The organism is Streptomyces shaanxiensis, assembly GCF_039537145.1.
GTDB classification, from domain to species: domain Bacteria; phylum Actinomycetota; class Actinomycetes; order Streptomycetales; family Streptomycetaceae; genus Streptomyces; species Streptomyces shaanxiensis.
The window spans coordinates 24951-47164 of record NZ_BAAAZY010000004.1 but is presented as its reverse complement, the minus strand read 5'-3'; the positions used below and the strand labels follow the sequence as shown (position 1 = coordinate 47164).

The following is a 22214-nucleotide window of genomic DNA, read 5'->3' as shown; positions in this document are numbered from 1 at the left end:
GGTGTGCCGCCGTCGCCGCCCTCGCGGCGTCACGCGCCGAAGAGTTGTGTCCAGTACGTGCCCGCCGGGCCGCCGCCGGCGAAGCCGATCCCTATGTGTGTGAAGTCCCGCTTGAGGATGTTGGCGCGGTGGCCCGGGCTGTTCATCCAGCCCTCCACGACCTCGGCGGGGGAGCGCTGACCGCACGCGATGTTCTCGCCGATCATGCGCATGCGGGAACCCGCGGCGGCCGCCCGGTCCCAGGGCTGGGTGCCCTCGGGCGAGGTGTGGGAGTAGAAGGCGCGCGCGGCCATGTCGGTGCTGTAGGCCTGCGCGGCGGCGCCGAGCGCGGGATCGCCGGTCAGGGGACGCAACCCCGCCCGGGCCCGCTCCCGGTTGGTGAGGTCGACGACCTCCGCCGCGGCGCGGGACAGGTCGCCCGGCGTGAGGGGCCTGGCCCACAGGGCCGTCCAGTACGTGTCGCCCGAGCGGCCGCCCCTGACGTACGCCAGGGCGGCGTGGGTGAACGCCGGGTCGTGCAGGGTGCGGCGGGGCTGCTCGGTGCGCAGACAGTACGCGACGAATTCGGCGGGCGTGCGGGGGCCGGAGACCAGATGCTCGCCGACGGTGAGATACGCGTACCCGGTCGCGGTGATGCGCTGGTACACCGAGACGCCGTCGCGGCCCTCGACACCGAGCCGTCCTGCCGCGGCCATGGCGGCGGCGTGGGCCTGAGCGGCACCGGCGAGCCGGCCGTCCAGGGCGACGGGCGGTGAACCGGCACCGGCACGGGCGGAGTTGACCAGGCCGAGGAAGCCGTCGGAATCAGGGGAGGCGAGCGGTGCGGTGGTGAGGGCGGACAGTGTGTGCATCGTGGGCCGTGCGCCGGGGACGGGCGGAGCACCCGCCATGGGCGGAGTACTGGCTGCGGGCGGCGCGGGTGTCGACGGGACCGGCGTGGGGGTGGCGTCCTCGACGACGTCCACCCCGAAATCGCGCGCGATCCCCGCCAGCCCGTCCGCGTACCCCTGCCCCAGGGCCCGCAGTTTCCAGCCGTCGCCGCGCCGGTAGATCTCCGCGAGCAGCAGCACGGTCTCCTGCCGCGGGCGAGGCGGGGCGAACCGGGCGATCGCGCGGCCGCCCGGGCCCGTGACGTGAAGCGTGGGGGCGGGCAGGCGGCCCAGGGGAGTGCCGGGGTCGGCGGGGCTGACGACCACGGTGACCCGGGTGGCGCCGTGCCGCAGCCGCGGCGGGTCGACGGTCAGGGTGTCGCCGTGCAGCCGGGCGCCCGGCGCGGACGGCTGGTTGTAGAACACGAAGTCGGCGTCGCCCCGGACCTTGCCGCTGTCGTCGGTGACGAGCGCGGACACGTCGAAGGGGCCGGGCACCCGGACGGCCACGCTGCCGCCCGGGAGGGGCAGATTGCCCCCGGGGACCAACTCGTTCATCGTGCCGTCCTGGTGGGTGGTTCGGGAGCCGGCTTCGAGATCCGGTGGGGATGTCCGGAAAACGTTCACCGGATCCCGCGGGTTCCCACCCGCCGCGCGGGCTCAGTTCGCGCGGCGCGTCTTCGCCTGCTTGCCGCAGAACGCGGACTCCAGGGTGCCCAGCATGGAGTTGAGAACCGTGCCGTTGTTGGAGGTGTTGGCGAGCGCGGCGAGGCTGCGCCTGCCGTCCTTGGACGCGAACGCGTAGGTGTAGTAACCCTGGACGGCGCCCGTGTGGCCGTACACGGAGACTCCGCACGACAGATGGCGGCGCCGCAACCCGAGCCCGTACTGCTGGTTGGTCCCCGACGGCACCCAGCGCTGCATCTGGTCCAGCTGCGCCCGGGAGGTGAGCCGACCGCCGAGCAGCGCGGACAGGAAGGTGTTGAGGTCGCGCGTGCTGGAGATGACCGCACCCGCGCTCTGTGCCCAGGACACGGTCTGCTCGGTGGAGTCGACGAGCGCCGCGCCGGCCGTGTCCGGCGTGAGATAGCCGCGGGCGTGGCGGCCGGGGATCTTGGTGGCGGGGTGCAGGTAGAAGGTGTCGCGCAGCTCCAGCGGGTCGATGATCCGGTTCTTGTACTCGGTGCGCACGGCGTGGCCGGTCAGCTTCTCGATGAGCATCCCGGCGACGACGAAGTTGGTGTTGGAGTAGGAGTACGCGCCGCCGGGCCGGGTGGTCCGTGGCTTGCTGAGCGACCGTTCCACCAGTTGCCGGTAGGTGAAGACCTTCGTGCGGACCGCCTCGAAGCCGGGAACCGTCCGCGCGAACATCTCGTTGGTGTAGTCGTGCAGCCCACTGCGGTGGCTGAGCACATGCCGCACCGTGATGCGGTCGTCGGGCAGCAGGCCCGGCAGATAGCGGTTGACCGGGGCGTCGAGCTGCAGCTTCTTCTCGTCGGCCAGTTGCAGCAGCACGACGGCCGAGAAGATCTTGGTGACGCTGCCGATGCGGAACCGGTCGGTGTTGCTGATGGTCCGTCCGGTCCTGCGGTCGGCGATGCCCGTGGCCGCCCAGTGGACCGCGCCGTGGTCGTCGAGCCGTGCCATCGCGCCGGGCGCGCCCTGTCGCCGCACCGTGCGCAGAACGGTCCACAAGCCCGTGACATCGGGCTTCGGCAGGGCCCGCGCCGAGGTGTCGCCACTGGTGGCGCCGGCCTCCAGGGGTGCGGCGTGTGCGGCGTGTGCGGGAACCGCCAGGAGCGACACCAGGGTCGCCGCCACCGCCGTACCCCTGACCACCGTTGCTGAGACCATCCGGCTTTCTCCCGTTCCTGTCGATGTGCTGCCGATACGAGAACGATCACCTTCGCGCGGGGCAACCTTCTCGCATCCCGTCACATCGCCACGGACGACGCACAGTTGGACAGTCCCGGATCACCGGGTGGGAGTCCTTCGACGTTCCCTCGGCGAATCCTGCTTCTTTTATTGACGGCGGAAAATAAGGGCTCTAGGTTCCGGGCATGTCCTCGATCCGCCGCGCCGAGACGTTCCCGGCGAACACGCCGGCCGCCTCGCAGATCTTCACCACGGTTCTGTCCCACGGGCCGCTCACCCGCCTGGAGGTGGCCCGGCGGGCGGGACTGTCCCCGGCCGCCGTCACCAAGGCTGTACGGCCCCTCATCGAGGCCGGCTACCTGGTGGAGGACGCGGACGAACAGGCCCGCCCCGCGCTCGGCCGTCCCGCCAACCCGGTACGGGTCGACGGGGGACGGGCGCTGTTCATCGGCTTCAAGGTCACCGGCGACGAGATCATCGGGGTGCTCACCGACCTGTGCTGCCGCGTCCGGGTCGCAAGCCACACCCCGCTTCCCGACCGGGAACCCAAGAGCGTGCTGGCCTCGGTCACCGAGCTGGTGGGTGAACTGCTCGCAGAGGCAGGCGACTTGGGAGTCCCCGTCCTCGGACTCGGCATCGCCGTCTCCGGCGACGTGGACCGCGGCGCGGGCGTGGTGCGCTACTCGCCGTTCCTGGAGTGGCGGGACATGCCCCTCGCCGAACTCGCCGGTGCGACCACCGGGTTGCCGGTCACCCTGGACAACGACGTACGGGCCCTGACCGTCGCCGAGCAGTGGTTCGGCGCGGGTGTGGGCCTGTCCGACTTCGCCGTGGTGACGGTCGGCGCGGGCATCGGCTGCGGCCTCGTCGTGCACGGGCGAGTGGTCTCCGGTGCGCACGGCGTGGCCGGAGAGATCGGGCACGTCACCGTCGACCCGTCCGGCCCGCCCTGCCACTGCGGCAACAACGGCTGCGTGGAGGCGATCGCGGGGGACGCCGCGATCGTCCGGCGGATCCGGGAGACCACGGGTGTCGAGGTCCGCGACACCGCCGAGGCCGTGGAGCTGGCCCGCCGAGGCGTCGCGGGGGCGCGCGAGGCCTACGCCCGGGCCGGCGAGGCCATCGGCCGTGGCATCGCCACCGTGGCCAACCTGCTCGGCCCCGAGCGGGTGATCATCTCCGGCGAGGGCCTCGCCGCCCACGACCTGTTCGCCGAACAGATCCGCGACGCGTTCGCCGCGGCCGCGTTCGGCTCCGCCGACCGGTGCGACGTACAGACCCGCCCGCTGCCCTTCGAGGAGTGGGCACGCGGGGCCGCGGCCACCGCGATCCAGTCCTTCATCAGAGCCGACGACCAGCGGTAGAGCCGCTGAACGACCCCCAGGAGGTACGACCCATGCGGTCATCCTCGTACTCCGTCATGCCCGCACGCGCCTTGAGAGCCGTGGTGGTCCTGGCCCTCACCGCGGCTGTCACCGCCGCCGTCCCCGCCGCACAGGCCGAGACCAGCACACCCCCGGCCGCCCCGGCCACCACCGCCGTGGCCGCCAAGCCCTACATGGGCTGGACCAGCTGGACCATGCAGTCGTCGAAGTACCCGGGCCTCAACCCGAAGGGCGACTACAGCTACCTGTCCGAGGCGAACGTCGTCAAGCAGACCGACGCCATGGCCGCCAAGCTGAAGAAGTACGGCTACGAATACGTCAACATAGACGCCGGCTGGTGGATGGACTGGTCCTGGAAGTCGCAGTTCGACGAGTACGGCCGGCAGAAGGCCGACCCGGTGCGCTTCCCGAGCGGCATGAAAGCCGTCGCCGACCGCATCCACTCCAAGGGCCTCAAGGCCGGTATCTACCTCCCGGTCGGCCTGGAGAAGGGGGCCTACAACGACGGCAAGAACCCGATCTGGAACGCCGACGGCTGCACGACCGGCGACATCGTCCACGACGACCTGCGCACCACCAACGGCTGGGACAGCGCCTACAAGATCGACTTCTCCGACCCCTGCGCGCAGAAGTACATCGACTCCCAGGCGCGGATGTTCGCCGACTGGGGCTACGACTTCCTCAAGCTCGACGGCGTCGGCCCCGGCTCGTTCAAGAGCGGCGACAACTACAACAACGTCGCCGACGTCGCCGCCTGGAAGAAGGCCATCGAGACCGCCGGCCGTCCGATCCACCTGGAGCTGTCCTGGTCCCTCGACTACGGGCATGTCGAGGACTGGAAGAAGTACTCCAACGGCTGGCGCATCGACACCGACGTCGAGTGCTACTGCAACACCCTGGTCACCTGGGAGAACTCGGTCGACGACCGCTGGGACGACGCCCCGGCCTGGACGGACCACGCAGGCCCCGGCGGCTGGAACGACCTCGACTCCCTCAACGTCGGCAACGGAGAGATGGACGGCCTCACCAAGGCCGAGCGGCAGAGCTACGCCACCCTGTGGGCCATCGCCAAGTCCCCGCTGTTCACCGGCGACGACCTCACCAGGCTCGACTCCTACGGACTGAAGCTGCTCACCGACCGCGAGGTCATCGCGATCAACCAGAGCAGCGCCCCGCCCGCCGAACCCGTCACCGCATCCGACCCGCAGCAGGTGTGGGCCGCCAAGAACCCCGACGGCACCTACACCGTGGCCCTGTTCAACCTCTCCGACGCCCCCGCCTCGGTGACCGCCAACTGGTCGGCCCTCGGCTTCAAGGGCAAGGCCTCCGTGCGTGACGTGTGGAACAAGGAGAACCTCGGCAGCCACACCGACAGGATCACCCAGGCGCTTCCGGCGCACGGCTCCCGCCTGTTCACCGTCACCCCGCGCGGCACGAACCTGGCCTGGACCGCCTACGAGGCCGAGGCGGGCACCAACACCCTCAGCGGCAATGCCTCCGTGGCCGACTGCTCCGCCTGCTCCGACGGCCGCAAGGTCGGCAACCTCTACGTCGGCGGCAAGGTCGCCGTCAACGACGTCGTGGTGGCCACGGCCGGCACCTACCAGATCAAGGTCGCCTACATCAGCGGTGACTCCCGTTCGGTCCTGGTCTCGGCCAACGGAGGGGGCGCCACCTCCCACAAGTTCGCCTCCACGGGCGACTGGGGGACGGTGAACAGCGTCTACGTGCCGGTGAAGCTGAAGGCCGGGGCCAACGCGATCACGTTCGACAGCGGGACCGGCTATGCGCCGGACATCGACCGGATCGACGTACAGAAGACCTCCTGATCCCTCTGCAGTCCTCCTGATCCGCCCGCCACCCCCACGGGGGTCCGGCCCCGCGCCGGCCCCCTCGCCCCAGACGCATCCGGAGCCGCACATGGACACCAGCCCGAACGAGCCGAGCCGAAGAACCCTCCTCTCCCTCGCCACCACCGCGGGCCTCACCGCCACCCTCGGCACGCTGCCCGCCTTCACCGCCTCCGCCGCACCCGCCCGCCCCGCCGAGGTCCCGCTGCCCGCCGACGCCTCCCGCCACCGGCTGTGGTGGCAGGCCCCCGGTGACGAGGGCTCCCTGATCGAACAGGGCCTGCCCCTCGGCAACGGCCGCATCGGCGCCCTCGCGAGCAACGACCCCGGCCGCGAACTCCTGCTGATCACCGACGCCACCATGTGGACCGGCGGCCTCAACGACACCCTCGACAAGGACGGCCAGTTCCCCTACGGCCGCTCGGACTTCGGCTCGTTCACGCTGCTGGCCAGGCTCATCGTCGACATCCCCGACCACGACCTCGGCGCGGTCTTCGGCTACCGCCGCACCCTCGACCTCGCCCAGGGCCTCGTCACCAGCTCCTACGTCCGCTCCGGCGTCACCTACCGGCGCGAGATGTACGCCAGCCACCCCGACGACGTCATCGTCCTGCACCTCACGCAGAGCGGCGGCGGCCGCTACACCGGCACCATCCAGCTGACCGGCACCCACGGCGAGAACCCCACCAGCGCCGAGTCCTTCGGCGCGGCCCTCCCCAACGGCCTGCGCTACGGCGCCGCCGTCAAAGCCCGCGGCAGGGGCGGCAAGGTCACCGTGCACGGCACCCGGATCGACTTCTCCGGCTGCAAGGACCTCACGGTGGTGGTCAGCGCCGGTACCAACTACGCGCCCGACGCCGAGGCCGGCTTCCGCGACGCCTCCCTCGACCCCGAGCGGCTGGCCCGTACGAAGGTCCGCGCCGCCGCCACGGAATCGGCCGACACCCTGCGGCGTACCCACGTCGCCGACTACCGCGCCCTGTACGGACGGTTCGACCTCTCCCTCGGCACCTCCACGGACGCCCAGCGCGAACTGGACACCTGGGAGCGCCTGCACGCCCGCACCCGCGATCCCGAACCCGACCCCGAACTGGAAGCCGCCTACCTCCAGTTCGGCCGCTACCTCATGATCTCCGGCTCACGCGACAGCCTGCCCCTCAACCTCCAGGGGCTGTGGCTCGACGGCAACGACCCGGACTGGATGGGCGACTACCACACCGACATCAACATCCAGATGAACTACTGGATGGCCGACCGCACGGGCCTCGGGTCCTGCTTCGACGCCCTCACCGACTACTGCCTCGCCCAGCTCCCGTCCTGGACCGACACCACCCGGCGCCTCTTCAACGACCCGCGCAACCGCTACCGCAACTCCAGCGGAGAGAACGCCGGCTGGACCGTCGCCATCTCCACCAACCCCTACGGCGGAGGCGGCTGGTGGTGGCATCCGGCGGGCAACGCCTGGCTGTGCACCACCCTGTGGGAGCACTACGAGTACACCGGGTCGCGCGAACACCTGAAGAAGATCTACCCGCTGCTGAAGGGCGCGTGCGAGTTCTGGGCGGCGCGGCTGCTCACCACCACCCTCCCCGGCACCTCGAAGGAGGTCCTCGTCGCGGACAGCGACTGGTCTCCGGAGCACGGCCCGCTCGACGCCAAGGGCATCACCTATGCTCAGGAACTGGTGTGGGCGCTGTTCGGGAACTACTGCACCGCGGCTGCCGAGCTGCGGAGGGACACCGGCTACGCGGACACGATCGCCTCACTGCGCAGGAGGCTGTACCTGCCGCGGGTCAGCCCGACCACCGGCTGGCTGGAGGAGTGGATGTCCCCCGACAACCTGGGTGAGACCACGCACCGCCACCTGTCCCCGCTCGTCGGCCTGTTCCCCGGCGACCGCATCCGCCCCGACGGCTCCACCCCGTCCGACATCGTGGCCGGCGCCACCGCCCTGCTCACCGCGCGCGGCATGGAGAGCTTCGGCTGGGCCAACGCCTGGCGCAGCCTGTGCTGGGCACGCCTGAAGGACGCGGACAACGCCTACCAACTGTTCGTCAACAACCTCCGCCCCTCGACGGACGGCAGCAACGGCACGGCGTTCAACCTCTTCGACATCTACGAGGTGGAACGCGGCCGGGGCATCTTCCAGATCGACGCCAATTTCGGTACACCGGCCGCGATGGTGGAGATGCTGCTGTACTCCCGGCCGGGACACATCGAACTCCTCCCCGCGCTCCCCGAGGCCTGGGCCGCCTCGGGGTCCATCAGGGGCGTGGCAGCACGCGGCGGCTTCCAGGTCGACCTGAGCTGGCGCGACGGCAGACCGACCGAGGCCCGCATCCACAGCGTCGGGGGCCGCACCACGACGGTCGCGTACGGCGATGCGTCCCGCACGGTCACCCTGAAGCCCGGTGCGGCCGTCACGCTGAAGGACTTCGCCCGGTGAGGGCCCGACTCCCGCTGGCCGCCGTCCTGTTGACGCTCGTCGCCTGCCAGTCCCCGCCCGCCGGGGCCACCGCCGACGCGAGCGGCGTCGTCACCTGGGCGGCGAGCGCCGACCGCATGGGCGACGGCATCGCCGGCCGCAGCTACCGCCTCGTCGTGCACACCAGCACGGGTGGCAGCGACCTGCGGATCCGGCTCTCCAACGCCTTCGGGGACCGGCCGCTGACCTTCGACAGCGTCTACGCCGGTGTCCAGAAGCAGGGCGCCGAGCTGCGGCCGGGAAGCAACCGGCGCCTGGCCTTCGGCGGTGCGCGTACGGTCACCGTGCCGGCGGGCGGCACCGTGTGGAGCGACCCGCTGCCCGGCAGGCTGCCCGCCGCGACCAACCTCGTCGTCAGCCTGCACAGCCCGGACGCCGGTGGCCCGGCGAGCGGCCACTGGATGGCCATGCAGACGTCGTACGCCACCCAGGGCGACCACACCGCCGAGGAGAGCGGCGCCGCCTGGACGATCCCGACCGGCTCCTGGTTCTACCTCGACGCCGTCTCCGTACGCGCCCCCGCCGGCACCGGAGCCGTCGTCGCCCTCGGCGACTCCATCACCGACGGCTGGGAGTCCACCTCCGACCTGAACCGCCGCTGGCCCGACTACCTGGCTCGCCGCCTGCGAAAGGCGGACACGGCGGTGAAAGGCGTGGCCAACGAGGGCATCTCCGGGAACAAGGTCCTCGCGGACGGCCCCGGCCAGAGCGCGCTGAACCGGCTGGAGCGCGACGCCCTGTCCCTGCCGGGTGTGCGGACCGTGTTCCTCTTCCAGGGCGTGAACGACATCAAGGCCCACACGGGCGTCACCGCCGAGGACCTGATCGAGGGCTACCGCGAACTCGCCGACCGGGCGCACGCGGCCGGCAAGTGCGTCGCGGTCGCGACCGTCGGCCCCTTCAAGGGCTGGCACGAATGGGACCCGGCCTCCGAGGCCGTACGCCAGGAGGTCAACGCCTTCCTCCGCACCAGCGGCGAGTTCGACACCGTCACCGACTTCGACCGCATCCTGCGCAGCCCCTACGACCAGGAGAGGATGCTTCCCGCCCTCGACGGCGGCGACCACATACACCCCAACGACAAGGGCATGCAGGCGATGGCCGACGCCGTCGACCTGAGCGCCCTGGACTGCGACGCCACCGGCTGATCGGCGGTCCGTGTCATCGGCCCACCGTCTCCTCACGCGTGATCAGGCCCTCCCGATAGGCCACCGCCACCGCCTCCGTGCGGCTCGCGGCGCTCAGCTTGGCGAGGATGTTGGAGACGTGGACGCTCGCCGTCTTGCCGGTGATGTACAGCTCCTCGCCGATCTGCCGGTTGCTGCGGCCGAGGGCGAGGAGGCGCAGGACGTCCTGCTCGCGGGCCGTGAGCGGGGAGGAGCGGTCGGGCGAGGCCTCCGCGAGGCGCCCGCGGCGGATGAGGGTGTCCAGTCGCTCCAGCAGGGGAGTGGCGCCGAGCCGGGCCGCCGTCTCCCGGGCGGCCCGGGCCTCGGTGGCCGCCGCCTCGCGGTCGCCCGTGGCCAACAGGGCCTCGGCGTGGCGCAGTCGGCACCGCGCCCGCTCGTAGTCGTCGCCGTAGTCGAACGCGGCCACCGCCTTCGCCCACGCGGCCGTGTCCGGCCCGCCCACCGCCCGCGCCCACTCCGCCTCCGCACGGGCCAGCCACGCCATGCCCTCCGGGCCCTGCGGCGTGCCGACCCGGCCGCGTGCGGCCGTCGTCCGGGCCAGTTCGACCAGCTCGGTCGCCGTGTCCGCCCAGCTGCGCACCCCCGCCTCGTCTCCGTTCTGGCGCAGCTCGGCGGCCCGGTCGGCGACGGCGGAGAGCGCGAGGGCGGCGAGCCGGACCGTGACGTCGGGCAGTATCCCCGTGTCGTCGGTGAGGGCCGAGACGGTCGAACGCATCCGCTGCACCGCCTCCTCCGCGTCACCGCGCTGCGCGGCGGCATCGGTGAGCGTGATGGCGGCGACGAGCGTGCTCATCCAGTCGAAGGGTCCCTCCAGCAGGGCGCGAGCCTGCTCGGCGGCCGCGGAGTCGCCGCGCGCGAGGGCGACGTACATTGCCGGACCGGTCGTGAAGGCGCCCGCCGCGGGCAGCATCTCGGCGTCGGCCGCCGCGGCGCGCACGCACTCGTCCCAGCGGCCCAGCGTGTACAGCACCAGCAGCTGCAGAAACCGCATCTCCAGCGGATACGGCGAGGACAGCAACCCCGCACGCCGGGCCCGGTCCAGCCCCTCCGCCAGCCACGGCAGAGACTCCTCCAGATCACCGGACTCGTGGCAGCCGGCGGCGAGATGGAACAGGGCGCGCATCTCCACCGGCGCGTTGCCCGACTGCCGCGCCAACTCCCGTGCCTCACGGAGTCGTTCACGGCCCTCCGGCGTACGCCGGCCACCGCCCTCGAGCGTGGCCAGCGAGATGAGCAGGTCCGCTCGGGCATCCGTCACCTGGAGCTTCTCCGCGGTGCGCAGGGCCTCGCGGGCGACCCGGAGCGCGGTCTCGTCCTCTCCGACCGTGCGCGCCGCCATGACATGCGTGGCCGCCGCCCACACCCAGGTCCGCGACGGGGGCTCGGCCGGGATCAGGGCGAGCGCCTCACTGCTGTAGGCGAACGCCGCCGTCAGGCTGTCGACGCCGAGCAGATTGCCGGCGAGGGTGTAGCGGACCCGGGCCGCGAGCTCGGTGTCCGTGTCCTGGCCGACGCCCGCGAGTGCGGCGCGCGTGAGGGCGACCGCGCGGTGGGCCTCCCCGGCGTGCGCGGCCGCCGCCGACGCGCGCAGGGTGAGCGTCACCCGGTCGTTGCCCTCACCCGAGGGCCGCGCCGACTGGTCCACCGACGACCACAGGTCCAGCGCGGCCTCCAGATGCCGCAGCTCCTCGGCGGGCGCGCCCACCCCCTGCGCGTGGTCGGCGGCCTCCAGCGAGGCGACCAGTGCCTCGGCCAGGTCATGGCTCGCGCGGTAGTGATGGGCGCGCTCCGCCGCCGTCTCGGCCGTGCGGCCGCGTCCGGCGAGCAGGCGGGCGAACGTGCCGTGCAGCCGGGCCCGTTCACCCGGCAGCAGATCGGCGTACACCGCCTCACGCGCCAGCGCGTGCCGGAAGGCATACGTGTCGCGGTCGCCCGGCACGAGGAGCTGCCGCCCGAGGGCCTCACGCAGCGCGGACTCCAGCTCCTCCTCCGGAATCCCCACGGCACCCCGCAGCAGGTCGTGCTCGACACGACGTCCCGCTACGGCTGCCGTGCGCAGCACCTGCTGCGCGGTGTCCGTCAGCTGCTCGAACCGGATGAGGAGAGCGTCGGCCAGTCCGCCGGGCATCCCGCCGGCCTCCGCGTCCGTGGCCGCGACCAGCTCCTCCGCGTAGAAGGCGTTCCCCTCGGCCCGCTCGACGATCCGTCGCACCGTGGCGTCCGACAGCGGCCGCTCCTGCACGGCCCGCACCAGCCGGGCCACCTCGGCGTCGGCCATCGGCCGCAGCTCCAGCCGCTCCACGGCGGGCAGCCGCACCAGCTCGGCGAGCAACGGGCGCAGCGGATGACGCCGATGCAGATCATCCGCGCGGTACGACGCGAACACGGCCAGCCGGTGCGAGGGCGCCCCACTCGCGGCCCGCTGCAGGATCCCCCGGCTCAGCAGGAACCGCAGCAGGTCCCGCGACGACTGGTCGGCCCAGTGCAGGTCCTCCAGCACGAGCAGCACCGGCGCGACATCCGCCAGATCACCCAGCAGCCCTGCGATGCCCTCGAACAGCCGTAGCCTGTCGCCCACTGCGTCCGTCCCGCCGCCCAGCAGCCGGTCGACCACCGGGTGCGCGGCCAGGACATCCGCGAACCGCTCGTCACCGGCGACCGTCCCCAGTACCTCGGTGAACGGCAGATACGGCAGCCCGACATCACCGAGATCGACACAGTGGCCGGTCAGCACGATCATGCCGCGCTCCACAGCCCGCCCCGCGACCTCGTCCAGCACCCGGGTCTTGCCGACCCCGGCATCGCCGGCGATGAGCACGGCCCGGGCCTCCCCGCCCCGGGCACGCTCCAACACCCCGGAGAGCCGGTCCAGTTCGACGTCCCGCCCGATCAACGGCGTGCTGAATGAGGTCTGCGACACGGATACATCCTGTCACTCACGACCGACAGCACTCGGGCCGACCTGCTCCTCGGGGCCGCCGGGAACCGCGCGATCAGGCACGCAGCGTCTTCGCCCAGTCATCCGGCACCCGCCCCGCGGGCCCCGGCGCCGGCTGATCGGCCGGGTGGCTCACCGGCGGAGCCAGCTCGGGTCCCGACTCGTACATCTCATTCTTGGCGTAGTCCCAGAACCACTCCTCACCCGGCTCGAAACTCTGCACGAACGGATGCCCGGTGTCCCGGAAGTGCGCGGTCGCGTGCTTCGCGGGCGAACTGTCGCAACACCCCACATGACCGCATGTCGCACATCGCCGCAGATGGAACCACCACCCGCCGACCGCATCGCATTCGGCGCACCCGCTCCCGCTCGGCGGGACGCTCGGATCGATTCCGTTGTCGCTGGTCATTCCGACTCCTCCTCGACCGCTGTCAGCGGAAGCAGCACCTGGAACCGTGTGTCACCCGGCACCGACTCCACCTGGATGTTGCCGTGATGCTTGTTGACCACGATCCGCCAGGAGATGTCGAGGCCGAGGCCGGTGCCCTCACCCACGGGCTTCGTCGTGAAGAAGGGATCGAAGATCCGCCCCCGGTTCTCCGGCGGGATACCCACCCCCGTGTCACGGAACTCCACCAGCAGCCGGTCGTGATCCAAGGCCGTCCGCACGGTCAACGTCCCGTCGCCGCCCGCGCTGTTGATCGCGGCGACGGCGTTGTCGATGAGGTTCGTCCACACCTGGTTGAGCTCCGCCGGGTACGCGGGGATCTTCGGCAGCGTACGGTCGTACTCCTTGACGACCTTGATCTGCCGGCCGATCTTGCCCGACAGCATCAGCAGGGTGCTGTCGAGGAGTTCGTGCACATCGGCGTTCTGGAAGGGCGCGCGGTCGAGCTGGGAGTACTGCTTGGCGGCGTCGACGAGATGCGAGATGCGCGTGGTGGAGTCCGCGATCTCGTCCATGAGCAGCTCGGTCTCGACGGTGTAGTTGAGCCAGCCGATCGCACTCGGCAGCATGTCCTCGTCCACGGTCGACGCGACCTGGTCCAGCCAGTCGGCGTCCAGGCCCGCCTGGACGAAGGTGGGGGCGATGCGCCACCCCTCCGGGATGTCGTGATCGTCGAGCCAGTCGGTGAGCGCGTCCTCCCGGTCCGAGGCCTCCAGCGGACTCAACGCGGGCGCCTTGGCGACGCGTTCGGCGGTGCGCTCCTGGATGTCGACGAGGTTCGCGAGGGTCTCGGGGGAGTAGGAGCCGCCGGCGATGATGGCGAGCTTGTGCCGCATCTTCGCCACCCGCTCCCGCAGCGTCGCGGTGGCCCGTACGGCCGCCGCCGCGGGGTTGTTGAGCTCATGCGTGAGACCGGCGGACAACGACCCCAGCGCCAGCAGCCGTTCGCGCTGCCCGATGGCCCGCTGGGTGTTCTTCGAACCGAAGAAGAGCCCCTCCAGCAGGTGGACCGCCATCGGGAACCACTCCTGCATGATGCTCGAGAACGAGTCGGCGGGCAGCACGAAGAACCGTGTCGGCTCCGTGACCCGCATGGAACCGTTGTAGACCTGCCGCACCCGGTCCCCGAGGTAGCCCTGCATGGCCCCCGCGTACACCCCGCGCTGGGAGGTACGGCTCACCTCGACGTCGTCGCCGCCCACCCGGCGCGACAGGACGACCGTGCCCTCGATCATCACGTAGAAACAGGTGGCCGGTTCGCCCTCGGTGTAGACGGGGCCGGGCTCGAACCTCTCCATCCGCCCTTCGCTGCACAACCGTCCGAGCTGCTCCGGTGTCAGCTTCTCGAACAGGAACAGCGAGCCGATCTCCTCGGGGCTGCACGGCAGCGGCTGTCCGCTCATGACTGCTCCAGATAACGGTGGACGAGCATGACGGCCATGGCTCCCTCGCCGACCGCGGACGCGACCCGCTTCGCGGACTCGGCGCGCGCGTCGCCGGCCACGAACACGCCGGGAACGTTGGTCTCCAGGTGGTACGGCGGCCGGTCCAGCTCCCAGCCCGCCGGCAGCCGCCCGTCGGACGTCAGGTCGGGCCCGGCCAGGATGAACCCGCGCTCGTCCCGCAGCACCGTCTCGCCCAGCCAGTCGGTGAGCGGGGCCGCGCCGATGAACACGAACATCCACTGGGCGTCGACGAGTTCGCTCCGCCCGCTCTCCACCTCCCGCAGCGTCAGCTGCTCCAGGTGGCCGGAGCCGTGCGCGGACTCGACGACCGTGCCCGTGCGCACCGAGATGTTCGGCGCCTCCTCGATCTGCTGGATCAGATAGTGCGACATGGACGCCGACAGCGACCCGCCGCGCACCAGCAGCGTCACCGACTTCGCGCCCCGCGACAGATACATCGCCGCCTGCCCCGCGGAGTTGGCGCCGCCGACGATGTACACGTCCTGGCCCTGGCATGCGGGCGCCTCCGTCAGCGCCGACCCGTAGTACACCCCGCAGCCGGTCAGGTCGTCGCAGCCGGGTGCCTGCAGCTGCCGGTACGACACCCCGGTCGCCAGGATCACGCTGTGCGCGGCGACCGCCGAGCCGTCCGAGAACCGTACGATCCGGGCGGCGCCGCTGACCTCCAGTCCCGTCACCTCGCGCGCGGTGAGGATCTCGGCGCCGAACTTCGTCGCCTGCCGCCGGGCGCGGTCGGTGAGCTGTGCCCCGGACACGCCGTCCGGGAAGCCGAGGTAGTTCTCGATCCGGGAGCTCTGCCCGGCCTGCCCGCCGGTCGCCGACCGCTCCACCAGCACGGTCCGCAGCCCCTCCGACGCCCCGTACACGGCCGCGCCGAGCCCGGCGGGCCCGCCGCCGATGACGACGAGGTCGTAGAACTCGGACGTCGGCGTCGTGGCCAGCCCCACCTGCGCGGCCAGCTCGGGTGCCTCCGGCGCCACGAGGGGCGTCCCCTCCGGCGTGATCACCAGCGGCAGCCGCTGCCCGTCCTGCCCGGCGGCGGCCAGCAGCCGCTGCCCCTCGGGCTCGTCCGCCGAGTACCAGCGATACGGCACCTGGTTGCGGGCGAGGAACTCCCGCACCTCCGACGATCGCGCCGACCAGCGGTGCCCGACGACCTTGGTGCTCGGCACCGGCCGGTAGTCGCTGCGCCGCCACGCCTCCAGCAGGTCGTCCAGGACCGGGTAGAGCTTCTCCTCGGGCGGATCCCACGGCTTGAGCAGGTAGTGGTCGAGGTCGACGACATTGATCGCGTCGATCGCCGCGTTGGTGTCCGCGTACGCGGTCAGCAGCACACGGCGGGCGCCCGGGTACACGTCCAGGGCCTGTTCCAGGAACTCGATGCCGTTCATCTGCGGCATGCGGTAGTCGGCCAGGATCACGGCGACGAGATCACCGCGCAGCTTCAGCTCGCGCAGCGCCTGCAACGCGGACTCGCCGGACTCCGCGCGCACGATGCGGTGCGACTCGCCGTAGCGCCGCCGCAGATCACGGGCGACCGCCCGGGACACTCCCGGGTCGTCGTCCACGGTCAGGATGACGGTCCGCGCTGCGTCGGCGGCCTGTGCCATACGTCTCCCACCCCGAGGGTTCGCGTTCTCGGTACGGCGAAGGCGTCCGGATGGCGCAGCCGCCGCGCCGACTCGGCCCCATCGTATGTTCGATGCGCCCGCTTCGCTCGGGTATGACGTTCAACCGCGACGCGGGGCGAGCACGCAGAACTCGTTGCCCTCCGGATCGGCAAGGGTGACCCAGCTCTCCTCGCCGGTCTGGCCGACGTCCACGTGGCGGGCGCCGAGCGCGAGGAGGCGGCTGACCTCCGCGTCCTGGTCCTCGGGGCGGAAGTCGAGGTGGAGGCGGTTCTTGACGGTCTTGCCCTCCGGGACCGGCGCGAAGATCAGCCCCGGCAGGCGGTCCCTCTCGGCCACTCCAGTGCCATGGGCACAGCGTAGGGAAAACTGGGTACCACGGACGGTGACCACGACACGAGGGAGGCAGCCGGAATGACGCGCCCGATCACGGCAGGGGTGGACGGATCGGAGGAGAGCCTGGCCGGGCTGGCCTGGGCCGCCCGCGAGGCGGTCCGACGGGGGCTCGCCCTGCGGGTGGTGCACGCCTGGCGGTTCCAGCCGCACGAGGCGATCGACGCGGGATACGCCAAGGACGCCGACACCCAGGCCCAGTGGGTACGGGAGGGGCTGACCGAGGCCGCCCGTTCCGTCACCGAGCGGCACCCGGGCCTCGAGGTCACCACCGACGTCCTCGACGGCCGGCCGGCCGAGACGCTGGTCGCCGCGGCGGCGGACGCCGACATGCTCGTGCTGGGGTCACGGGGCCACGGCGTGGTCGTCGGGTTCCTGCTGGGCTCCGTCGGACAGGAGGTGATCGCCGGGGCGACACGGCCCGTCGTCCTCGTACGAGCCGGGGACCAGGCATCCGCCGAGGCCGCCGGACGCGAGATCGTCGTCGGTCAGCACGGGAACGCGGACGACAGCGCCGGCGCGCTGCGCTTCGCCTTCGAGACGGCCGCCGCGCGCGGCGCGACCGTGCGTGCCGTGCGGGCCTGGACCCTGCCGCCGCTGTTCGCTTACAGCCCGGGCTCCCTGAAGCTCCTCGACGAGGCCGGCGGCCTGGAGCCGTACGAGAAGAAGGCCCTGGGCGAGGCACTGCAGCCGTGGCGGGAACGCTTCCCGGACGTCCAGGTCGTCGAGCACGTCGAGATGGGCAGCGCCGGGCAGGTGCTGCTGTCCGTGGCCGGACGGGCCCAGCTGATGGTCGTCGGGCGCCGCGCCCGTCGTACGGCCGTGGGCGCCCGGATCGGCTCGGTGGCGCACGGCGTCCTGCACCACGCGGACTGCCCGGTGGCCGTGGTGCCGCACGCCTGAGTCAGTCGGACGTCGTCGGCTGCAGCGTCTCCCGGGCCTTGGGCAGGATGTTGGTGATGTAGTCCTCGACCACCGCGTCCAGGCCGATGTCGTGCTGTACCCGCTCGGACAGGTACCAGCGGTGTTCGAGCAGCTCGTGGTAGATCTCGGCCGGGTCCATCGAACCGCGCAGTTCCAGCGGTACGGCCCGCACCGTGGGGCGGAAGACGTCGCGCACCCAGCGGTGCGCGAGCACCTCGGGGCGGGCGCCGAGGGGGTCGCCCGGGGCGTAGTCGTCCTGGGTGGCCATCCAGCTCTCCAGGTCGTTCAGGAGCCGCCGGGCCTGGTTCTCCTCGGTGTCCAGGCCCGTGAGGCGCAGCAGTTGACGCTGGTGGTGGCCGGCGTCGACGACCTTCGGTACGAAGGTGACCGTGTCGCCGTTGGTGGCGTGCTCGATCTGCATCTCGGCCACGTCGAAACCGAGGTCGTTCAGGCGGCGTATCCGGCGCTCTATGTAGTGGTACTTGCCCGCCGGGTAGACGGAGGTGCGGGTCAGTTCCTGCCACAGGCTCCGGTAGCGGGCGCAGATCTCGGTGCCGAACTCGATCGGGTCCACGGAGGGGTGCAGCGCCCCGGACGCCTCCAGGTCCAGCAGCTCGCCGCTGATGTTGACCCGGGCGAGGTCGAGGTCGTAGTCGCGTTGTCCTTCGCTGAGCCGGGGGTGCAGGTCGCCCGTCTCGGCGTCCACGAGATACGCCGCGTAGGCGCCGGCGTCGCGCCGGAACAGCGTGTTGGACAGCGAGCAGTCGCCCCAGGCGAATCCGGCGAGGTGGAGGCGGACCAGCAGCACGGCCAGCGCGTCCATGAGGCGATGCATGGTCGCCGGGCGCATCGTCGTCTCGAACATCGAGCGGTACGGCTGCGAGCCGCCCAGGTGCCGGGTGACCAGGACCGACTCCAGCGGACCGCCGTCGGTGTCGGTGCGCCCGGTGACCACGGCCAGCGGGTCCACCGCCGGGATGCCGAGCCGGTCCAGGTCGCGCAGCAGCTCGTACTCGCGCAGCGCCGGGCGCTCGGCGAGTTCCTTGACGGCGATCACCTCGTCGCCGGCCCGGGCGTAGCGCACGACGTGCCGGGATATACCGCGCGGCAGCGGGACGAGGACGTCCTCCGGCCACTCCTCCAGCGGCAGATGCCAGGGCAGCTCCAGCAGGAGCGCGGGATGCTCCGGGTTCGTCGCGCTGATCTGCAGTGCCATGGGCCGTTCGTCCTCGCCTCGCCGGTGATCGTCACCTCACCTTAGAGCGCGCGTTCCCGGGCCTGAAGAGCAGCGTCGCGTACTGCGCCCCGGTGCACCGGCCCGTGCCCGGGCAGCAGCACATCGCCCTTGAGCCCTTCCAGCACGTCCAGCGAGGCCACCGCACGGGAGCGCTCGCGGTGGAACATGTCGGGCAGCAGCTGCGGTCCCTTGATCCGCGAGGTCGGGTGCCCGCTCACCAGGGCGTCGCCCGCGACCACCACACCGGCGTCCGGCAGATGGAAGGCGCAGTGCCCGTCGGTGTGGCCGGGCGTGTGCACCGGCACGGGACGGCCGGGCAGGTCCAGCGGACCGGCCGACGGGAACGCCTCGGGGGCGATGACCGGCACGTGCGCGGTGCCGCCCGAGCGGATCGCGTGGATCGCCCAGGGCAGGACGCCGGGCCGCCAGCCGTTCTTCAGGACCGTCCCCACGTTCACCTGGTGCAGGAACTCCCGGCGGGCGTGCGGCACTTCGGCCTCGTGGAGGTATATGGGGGTGCCGTACGTGTCGCGCAGGTACTCGGCGTTGCCCAGGTGGTCCGTGTGCGCGTGTGTGATCAGTACGGCCTTGACCGCCTCCGGTGTACTGCCCACCTCGGACAGCGAGGCGAGGAGCTTGGCCCGGTCCCCGGGGTAGCCGGTGTCGATCAGCGTGACCGCGTCGCCCTCGGTCAGGATCACCCAGTTCGTGTTGCTGCCGTGTACCAGGTAGGTGCCGTCGGCGACTTGCTGTGGGTCTGCCCGCATGATCGTCCCAGGTGGTGAGGTCCGTGCCCGACGGACACAGGAAAGCAGATCAAGATGAAAGCGCGTTCGGCGGGGCCGGACGCATCCCGAACAGGAACCGCGTCAGCCGCGTTCTGCGCACCAGGCACTCGTGGAGCACGAGGATCACCGCCAGCGAACCGGTCACGATCACCGCGTACTCGACCACGATCGGCGCCGACCAGCCCACCACGCCGTACGCGAGGGCCACGACGACCGGCTGGTGCAGCACGTACAGCGGCAGGGCGGCGAGCCCGAGATACATCATCGCGCGCGAGGGCGGCCCGGCCTCGCGCGGCCGGTCCAGCAGCCCGAGCATCGCCACCACCCAGCACCAGCCCGCCGCCCCGAACACCGCCCGGGTCACCAGCGCGAACGGGCCCCACTCGGTGAACGGGTCGTCCAGGGCCAGGAATCCGGGCGCGGTCCCCGCGAACAGCACCAGCCCGGCCACTCCCACCGGCACGGCGAGCCGGCGCAGTGCGGCACGGACGCGTGCGTCGCCGGCCAGGGCGTAGCCGAAGAGGAAGAACACCAGGTACGCCCAGCGGTTCCAGCCCGCGAAGCCCTCCTCCATGTCCAAGAACGCGTTGATCGCTGCGAGCGGCAGGGCGGGCAGCAGGAGCAGCGCCGGGCGCCGCTCCACCGCCTGCCCCATGGGCTCGGTCCAGGCGGCCAGCGGCGCCGCGACCGGGGCCAGGAGCAGGCTGAAGGCGAGGAGCAGCACGACGAACCACAAATGCCCGGTCTCGAAGTGCTCCCCGTCGAGGACGAAGGGGAAATCGGCCGCGTCCAGGTGGACGGTGAGGAAGCGGGGCCAGAAACGCCAGTACGACTCGTCGTAGCCGGCGTCGGCGGCCCGCAGCCGCAGCCACTGGGGGAGCGGGCACAGGACGACCGTCGCGAAGACCAGCGGAACGCCCAGGCGCAACAGGCGTTCACGGGTGAAGCGGGCCGGCCCGCGGCGGCGGATCGAGTAGCGGGAGCCGAGCCCGGCGACGAGGAACAGCATGGGCATCGCCCACACGACCCCGAACCCGGCCAGCACGGTGACGGCGTCGGTCGTCTCCGCGTTCTTGACGTAGAAGTCGTCGTCCGGCGAGAAGACGAGGCCGGAGTGGAAGAAGACCAAGCCGAGGACGACGAAGACCCGCAGCGCGTCCAACTCGCCGCGCCGGGGAGCCGTGGCCGCTGCCTGCGTCTGAGCGCTCACCCGCCTCAGTGTGGAGGCGCGGCGGGGCTTCGCCCAGAGGAAGGGCTGCCTCCGGCACCGTCCGCCGGAGGCAGCCCCCCGCGTGCAACCGAAGCGGCCGCCTCTGAAGCCTCAGTGCACGCCGTGCGGGCGGAACTGGACGCTGATGCGCGGTCCCGTGGCGCGCGTGGTCTTCGGTACGGAGTGTTCCCAGGTCCGCTGGCAGGAGCCGCCCATCACGATGAGGTCTCCGTGCCCCAGCGGGCGGCGCACCGTCTCGCCGCCGCCCCGCATCGGACGCAGCAGCAGATCCCGGGGCGCGCCCACGGAGAGGATGGCGACCATCGTGTCCTCGCGCGCACCCCGCCCGATCCGGTCCCCGTGCCAGGCCACGCTGTCCCGGCCGTCGCGGTAGTAGCAGAGCCCTGCCGTGGTGAACGGTTCGCCCAGTTCCTCGGCGTAGTGCGCGGACAGTGAGTCCCGGGCCTGCGCGAGCGCAGGGTGCGGGAGTGCGTCGTCCACGCCGTAGAAGGCGAGCAGGCGCGGTACGTCGACCACGTGGTCGTACATCGTGCGCCGTTCGGCACGCCAGGGCACCTCGGCTGCGAGCTGTTCGAACAACGCGTCGGCCCCGCTGAGCCAGCCGGGCAGCACGTCGATCCAGGCGCCATGGGCGAGCCGCGTGCGACGGATCCCGGTCAGGGAGCCGAGCCGCAGCTCGTCGGTCTGGTCGAACAGGGAGCCCTGGAGGTGCGTGGCCATGCTTCCAGCGTACCCCCGAATCGAAAGTCTGTTCCCATCGAATGTCCGGCGGATCGCCGACGGACGCCCGACGGATGCCCTCCCGCCTCTTTGGATACATCTGTGTATCGGATACATTCACGTATCGAACGGAGGTCCCGAGATGGCGGTGGAGGAAACGGCCAGGCGCGTCACCAAGCGCCGCGTCCGCACGCGGGCCAACCTCCTCGACGCCGCCTTCGCGGTGTTCGCCGCCAAGGGGTTCGGCCGGGTCTCCATCGAGGAGGTCTGCGAGGCCGCCGGCTACAGCAGGGGCGCCTTCTACTCCAACTTCGACAGCCTGGACGAGCTGTTCTTCGCGCTCTACCGGCAGCGCGCGGACCTGATCGCGGAGCAGGTGTCCGGGGCGCTCGCCGTCGACGGCCCGGACCTGGACGTGCCGGCCGCCGTGGACCGGGTGACCGAGGTGCTGCTCCTGGACCGCGACTGGCTGCTGGTGAAAACGGACTTCCTGGTGCACGCCGCACGCGACCCGGCCGTCGCCCAGAGCCTGCTGGAGCACCGCGCGCGACTGCGCGGGGCGATCGCCGACCGGCTCGCCCGTGCGCGGGGACACACCGAACTGCCCGCCGCGCTCGGCGACATCGACGGCGCCGCCCACGCCGTGGTCGCCGCGTACGACGGCGTCACCACCCAACTGCTGCTGGACCGGGACATCGAGCACGCCCGCGTCTGGCTCGGACAACTGCTCACCGCGCTGCTCACCGACGGCAGCGACACCACCGCATGAGCGCACATGAGGACATGAGGA

Annotated in this window: 17 protein-coding genes; 6 read left to right on the top strand and 11 right to left on the bottom strand. The window is 71.7% G+C overall.

The genetic code is table 11. The features are described from left to right. Positions 1 to 29 precede the first annotated feature (29 nt). Positions 30 to 1427, bottom strand: a complete 1398-nt coding sequence (locus ABD932_RS04630) for a CAP domain-containing protein (RefSeq protein WP_345008817.1) — start codon at positions 1425 to 1427, stop codon at positions 30 to 32. A 102-nt stretch (positions 1428 to 1529) separates the two neighbouring features. After that, the gene (locus ABD932_RS04625) at positions 1530 to 2723 is read right to left on the bottom strand and encodes a serine hydrolase domain-containing protein (RefSeq protein ID WP_345008815.1); all 1194 of its coding nucleotides are present in this window, start codon (positions 2721 to 2723) and stop codon (positions 1530 to 1532) included. Positions 2724 to 2929: 206 nt separating this feature from the next. Here ABD932_RS04625 and ABD932_RS04620 point away from each other — a divergent pair, with 206 nt between their 5' ends. The 4 genes from ABD932_RS04620 (at position 2930) to ABD932_RS04605 (ending at position 9612) form a co-directional block, all read left to right on the top strand. Beyond that, the gene (locus ABD932_RS04620) at positions 2930 to 4108 is read left to right on the top strand and encodes an ROK family transcriptional regulator (RefSeq protein WP_345008813.1); all 1179 of its coding nucleotides are present in this window, start codon (positions 2930 to 2932) and stop codon (positions 4106 to 4108) included. 32 nt (positions 4109 to 4140) lie between these two features. Beyond that, positions 4141 to 5958, top strand: coding sequence for an alpha-galactosidase D (locus tag ABD932_RS04615; protein ID WP_345008811.1), 1818 nt, complete (start codon positions 4141 to 4143; stop codon positions 5956 to 5958). Between the two features lie 91 nt (positions 5959 to 6049). After that, positions 6050 to 8425, top strand: coding sequence for a glycosyl hydrolase family 95 catalytic domain-containing protein (locus tag ABD932_RS04610; protein ID WP_345008810.1), 2376 nt, complete (start codon positions 6050 to 6052; stop codon positions 8423 to 8425). Continuing rightward, complete coding sequence (locus tag ABD932_RS04605; protein ID WP_425587403.1) at positions 8422 to 9612, top strand: SGNH/GDSL hydrolase family protein; 1191 nt, start codon at positions 8422 to 8424, stop codon at positions 9610 to 9612. The genes ABD932_RS04610 and ABD932_RS04605 overlap by 4 nt, the downstream gene beginning before the upstream one ends. Before the next feature lie 13 nt (positions 9613 to 9625). On the opposite strand, the gene ABD932_RS04600 is transcribed toward ABD932_RS04605, so the two are convergent. The 5 genes from ABD932_RS04600 to ABD932_RS04580 all read right to left on the bottom strand — a co-directional run bounded on the left by ABD932_RS04600 (position 9626) and on the right by ABD932_RS04580 (position 16524). Beyond that, a complete protein-coding gene (locus ABD932_RS04600) occupies positions 9626 to 12571 on the bottom strand; it encodes a helix-turn-helix transcriptional regulator (RefSeq protein WP_345008808.1) in 2946 nt (981 codons plus the stop codon). Between the two features lie 73 nt (positions 12572 to 12644). Continuing rightward, positions 12645 to 12998 (bottom strand): UBP-type zinc finger domain-containing protein, encoded by a 354-nt coding sequence (locus ABD932_RS04595; protein WP_345008806.1) that lies wholly within the window; start codon positions 12996 to 12998, stop codon positions 12645 to 12647. Further along, complete coding sequence (locus tag ABD932_RS04590; protein ID WP_345008804.1) at positions 12995 to 14440, bottom strand: ATP-binding protein; 1446 nt, start codon at positions 14438 to 14440, stop codon at positions 12995 to 12997. Before ABD932_RS04590 ends, ABD932_RS04595 begins: the two co-directional genes overlap by 4 nt. After that, on the bottom strand, positions 14437 to 16113 hold the full coding sequence (locus ABD932_RS04585) for an NAD(P)/FAD-dependent oxidoreductase (protein ID WP_345008802.1): 1677 nt from the start codon (positions 16111 to 16113) through the stop codon (positions 14437 to 14439). The genes ABD932_RS04590 and ABD932_RS04585 overlap by 4 nt, the downstream gene beginning before the upstream one ends. Positions 16114 to 16233: 120 nt before the next feature. Next, complete coding sequence (locus ABD932_RS04580; protein WP_425587402.1) at positions 16234 to 16524, bottom strand: VOC family protein; 291 nt, start codon at positions 16522 to 16524, stop codon at positions 16234 to 16236. Positions 16525 to 16545: 21 nt separating this feature from the next. Between ABD932_RS04580 and ABD932_RS04575 the strand changes: the two genes are divergently transcribed. Further along, entirely contained in the window at positions 16546 to 17427 is an 882-nt protein-coding gene (locus tag ABD932_RS04575; protein WP_345008800.1) for a universal stress protein, read from the top strand. A gap of 1 nt (position 17428) precedes the next feature. On the opposite strand, the gene ABD932_RS04570 is transcribed toward ABD932_RS04575, so the two are convergent. The 4 genes from ABD932_RS04570 to ABD932_RS04555 form a co-directional block, all read right to left on the bottom strand. Further along, positions 17429 to 18664, bottom strand: coding sequence for a DUF4032 domain-containing protein (locus ABD932_RS04570; protein ID WP_345008798.1), 1236 nt, complete (start codon positions 18662 to 18664; stop codon positions 17429 to 17431). Between the two features lie 41 nt (positions 18665 to 18705). Beyond that, complete coding sequence (locus ABD932_RS04565) at positions 18706 to 19452, bottom strand: MBL fold metallo-hydrolase (RefSeq protein ID WP_345008796.1); 747 nt, start codon at positions 19450 to 19452, stop codon at positions 18706 to 18708. Between the two features lie 49 nt (positions 19453 to 19501). Further along, positions 19502 to 20683 carry an acyltransferase family protein gene (locus ABD932_RS04560; protein WP_345008794.1) on the bottom strand — a complete coding sequence of 394 codons (1182 nt, stop codon included), beginning with the start codon at positions 20681 to 20683 and terminating at the stop codon, positions 19502 to 19504. Positions 20684 to 20794: 111 nt separating this feature from the next. Then, the gene (locus ABD932_RS04555; RefSeq protein WP_345008792.1) at positions 20795 to 21424 is read right to left on the bottom strand and encodes an alpha-ketoglutarate-dependent dioxygenase AlkB family protein; all 630 of its coding nucleotides are present in this window, start codon (positions 21422 to 21424) and stop codon (positions 20795 to 20797) included. Positions 21425 to 21566: 142 nt separating this feature from the next. Here ABD932_RS04555 and ABD932_RS04550 point away from each other — a divergent pair, with 142 nt between their 5' ends. Then, on the top strand, positions 21567 to 22193 hold the full coding sequence (locus tag ABD932_RS04550) for a TetR/AcrR family transcriptional regulator (RefSeq protein ID WP_345008790.1): 627 nt from the start codon (positions 21567 to 21569) through the stop codon (positions 22191 to 22193). Positions 22194 to 22214 lie beyond the last annotated feature (21 nt).

What these genes read in the sequence shown, in the direction of transcription:
- ABD932_RS04565 (WP_345008796.1), bottom strand. Translation starts at nt 19,452, where the DNA reads ATGCGGGCAGACCCACAGCAAGTCGCCGACGGCACCTACCTGGTACAC.
- ABD932_RS04595 (WP_345008806.1), bottom strand. Translation starts at nt 12,998, where the DNA reads ATGACCAGCGACAACGGAATCGATCCGAGCGTCCCGCCGAGCGGGAGC.
- ABD932_RS04575 (WP_345008800.1), top strand. Translation starts at nt 16,546, where the DNA reads ATGACGCGCCCGATCACGGCAGGGGTGGACGGATCGGAGGAGAGCCTG.
- ABD932_RS04620 (WP_345008813.1), top strand. Translation starts at nt 2,930, where the DNA reads ATGTCCTCGATCCGCCGCGCCGAGACGTTCCCGGCGAACACGCCGGCC.
- ABD932_RS04570 (WP_345008798.1), bottom strand. Translation starts at nt 18,664, where the DNA reads ATGGCACTGCAGATCAGCGCGACGAACCCGGAGCATCCCGCGCTCCTG.
- ABD932_RS04550 (WP_345008790.1), top strand. Translation starts at nt 21,567, where the DNA reads ATGGCGGTGGAGGAAACGGCCAGGCGCGTCACCAAGCGCCGCGTCCGC.
- ABD932_RS04630 (WP_345008817.1), bottom strand. Translation starts at nt 1,427, where the DNA reads ATGAACGAGTTGGTCCCCGGGGGCAATCTGCCCCTCCCGGGCGGCAGC.
- ABD932_RS04610 (WP_345008810.1), top strand. Translation starts at nt 6,050, where the DNA reads ATGGACACCAGCCCGAACGAGCCGAGCCGAAGAACCCTCCTCTCCCTC.
- ABD932_RS04625 (WP_345008815.1), bottom strand. Translation starts at nt 2,723, where the DNA reads ATGGTCTCAGCAACGGTGGTCAGGGGTACGGCGGTGGCGGCGACCCTG.
- ABD932_RS04590 (WP_345008804.1), bottom strand. Translation starts at nt 14,440, where the DNA reads ATGAGCGGACAGCCGCTGCCGTGCAGCCCCGAGGAGATCGGCTCGCTG.
- ABD932_RS04555 (WP_345008792.1), bottom strand. Translation starts at nt 21,424, where the DNA reads ATGGCCACGCACCTCCAGGGCTCCCTGTTCGACCAGACCGACGAGCTG.
- ABD932_RS04585 (WP_345008802.1), bottom strand. Translation starts at nt 16,113, where the DNA reads ATGGCACAGGCCGCCGACGCAGCGCGGACCGTCATCCTGACCGTGGAC.
- ABD932_RS04615 (WP_345008811.1), top strand. Translation starts at nt 4,141, where the DNA reads ATGCGGTCATCCTCGTACTCCGTCATGCCCGCACGCGCCTTGAGAGCC.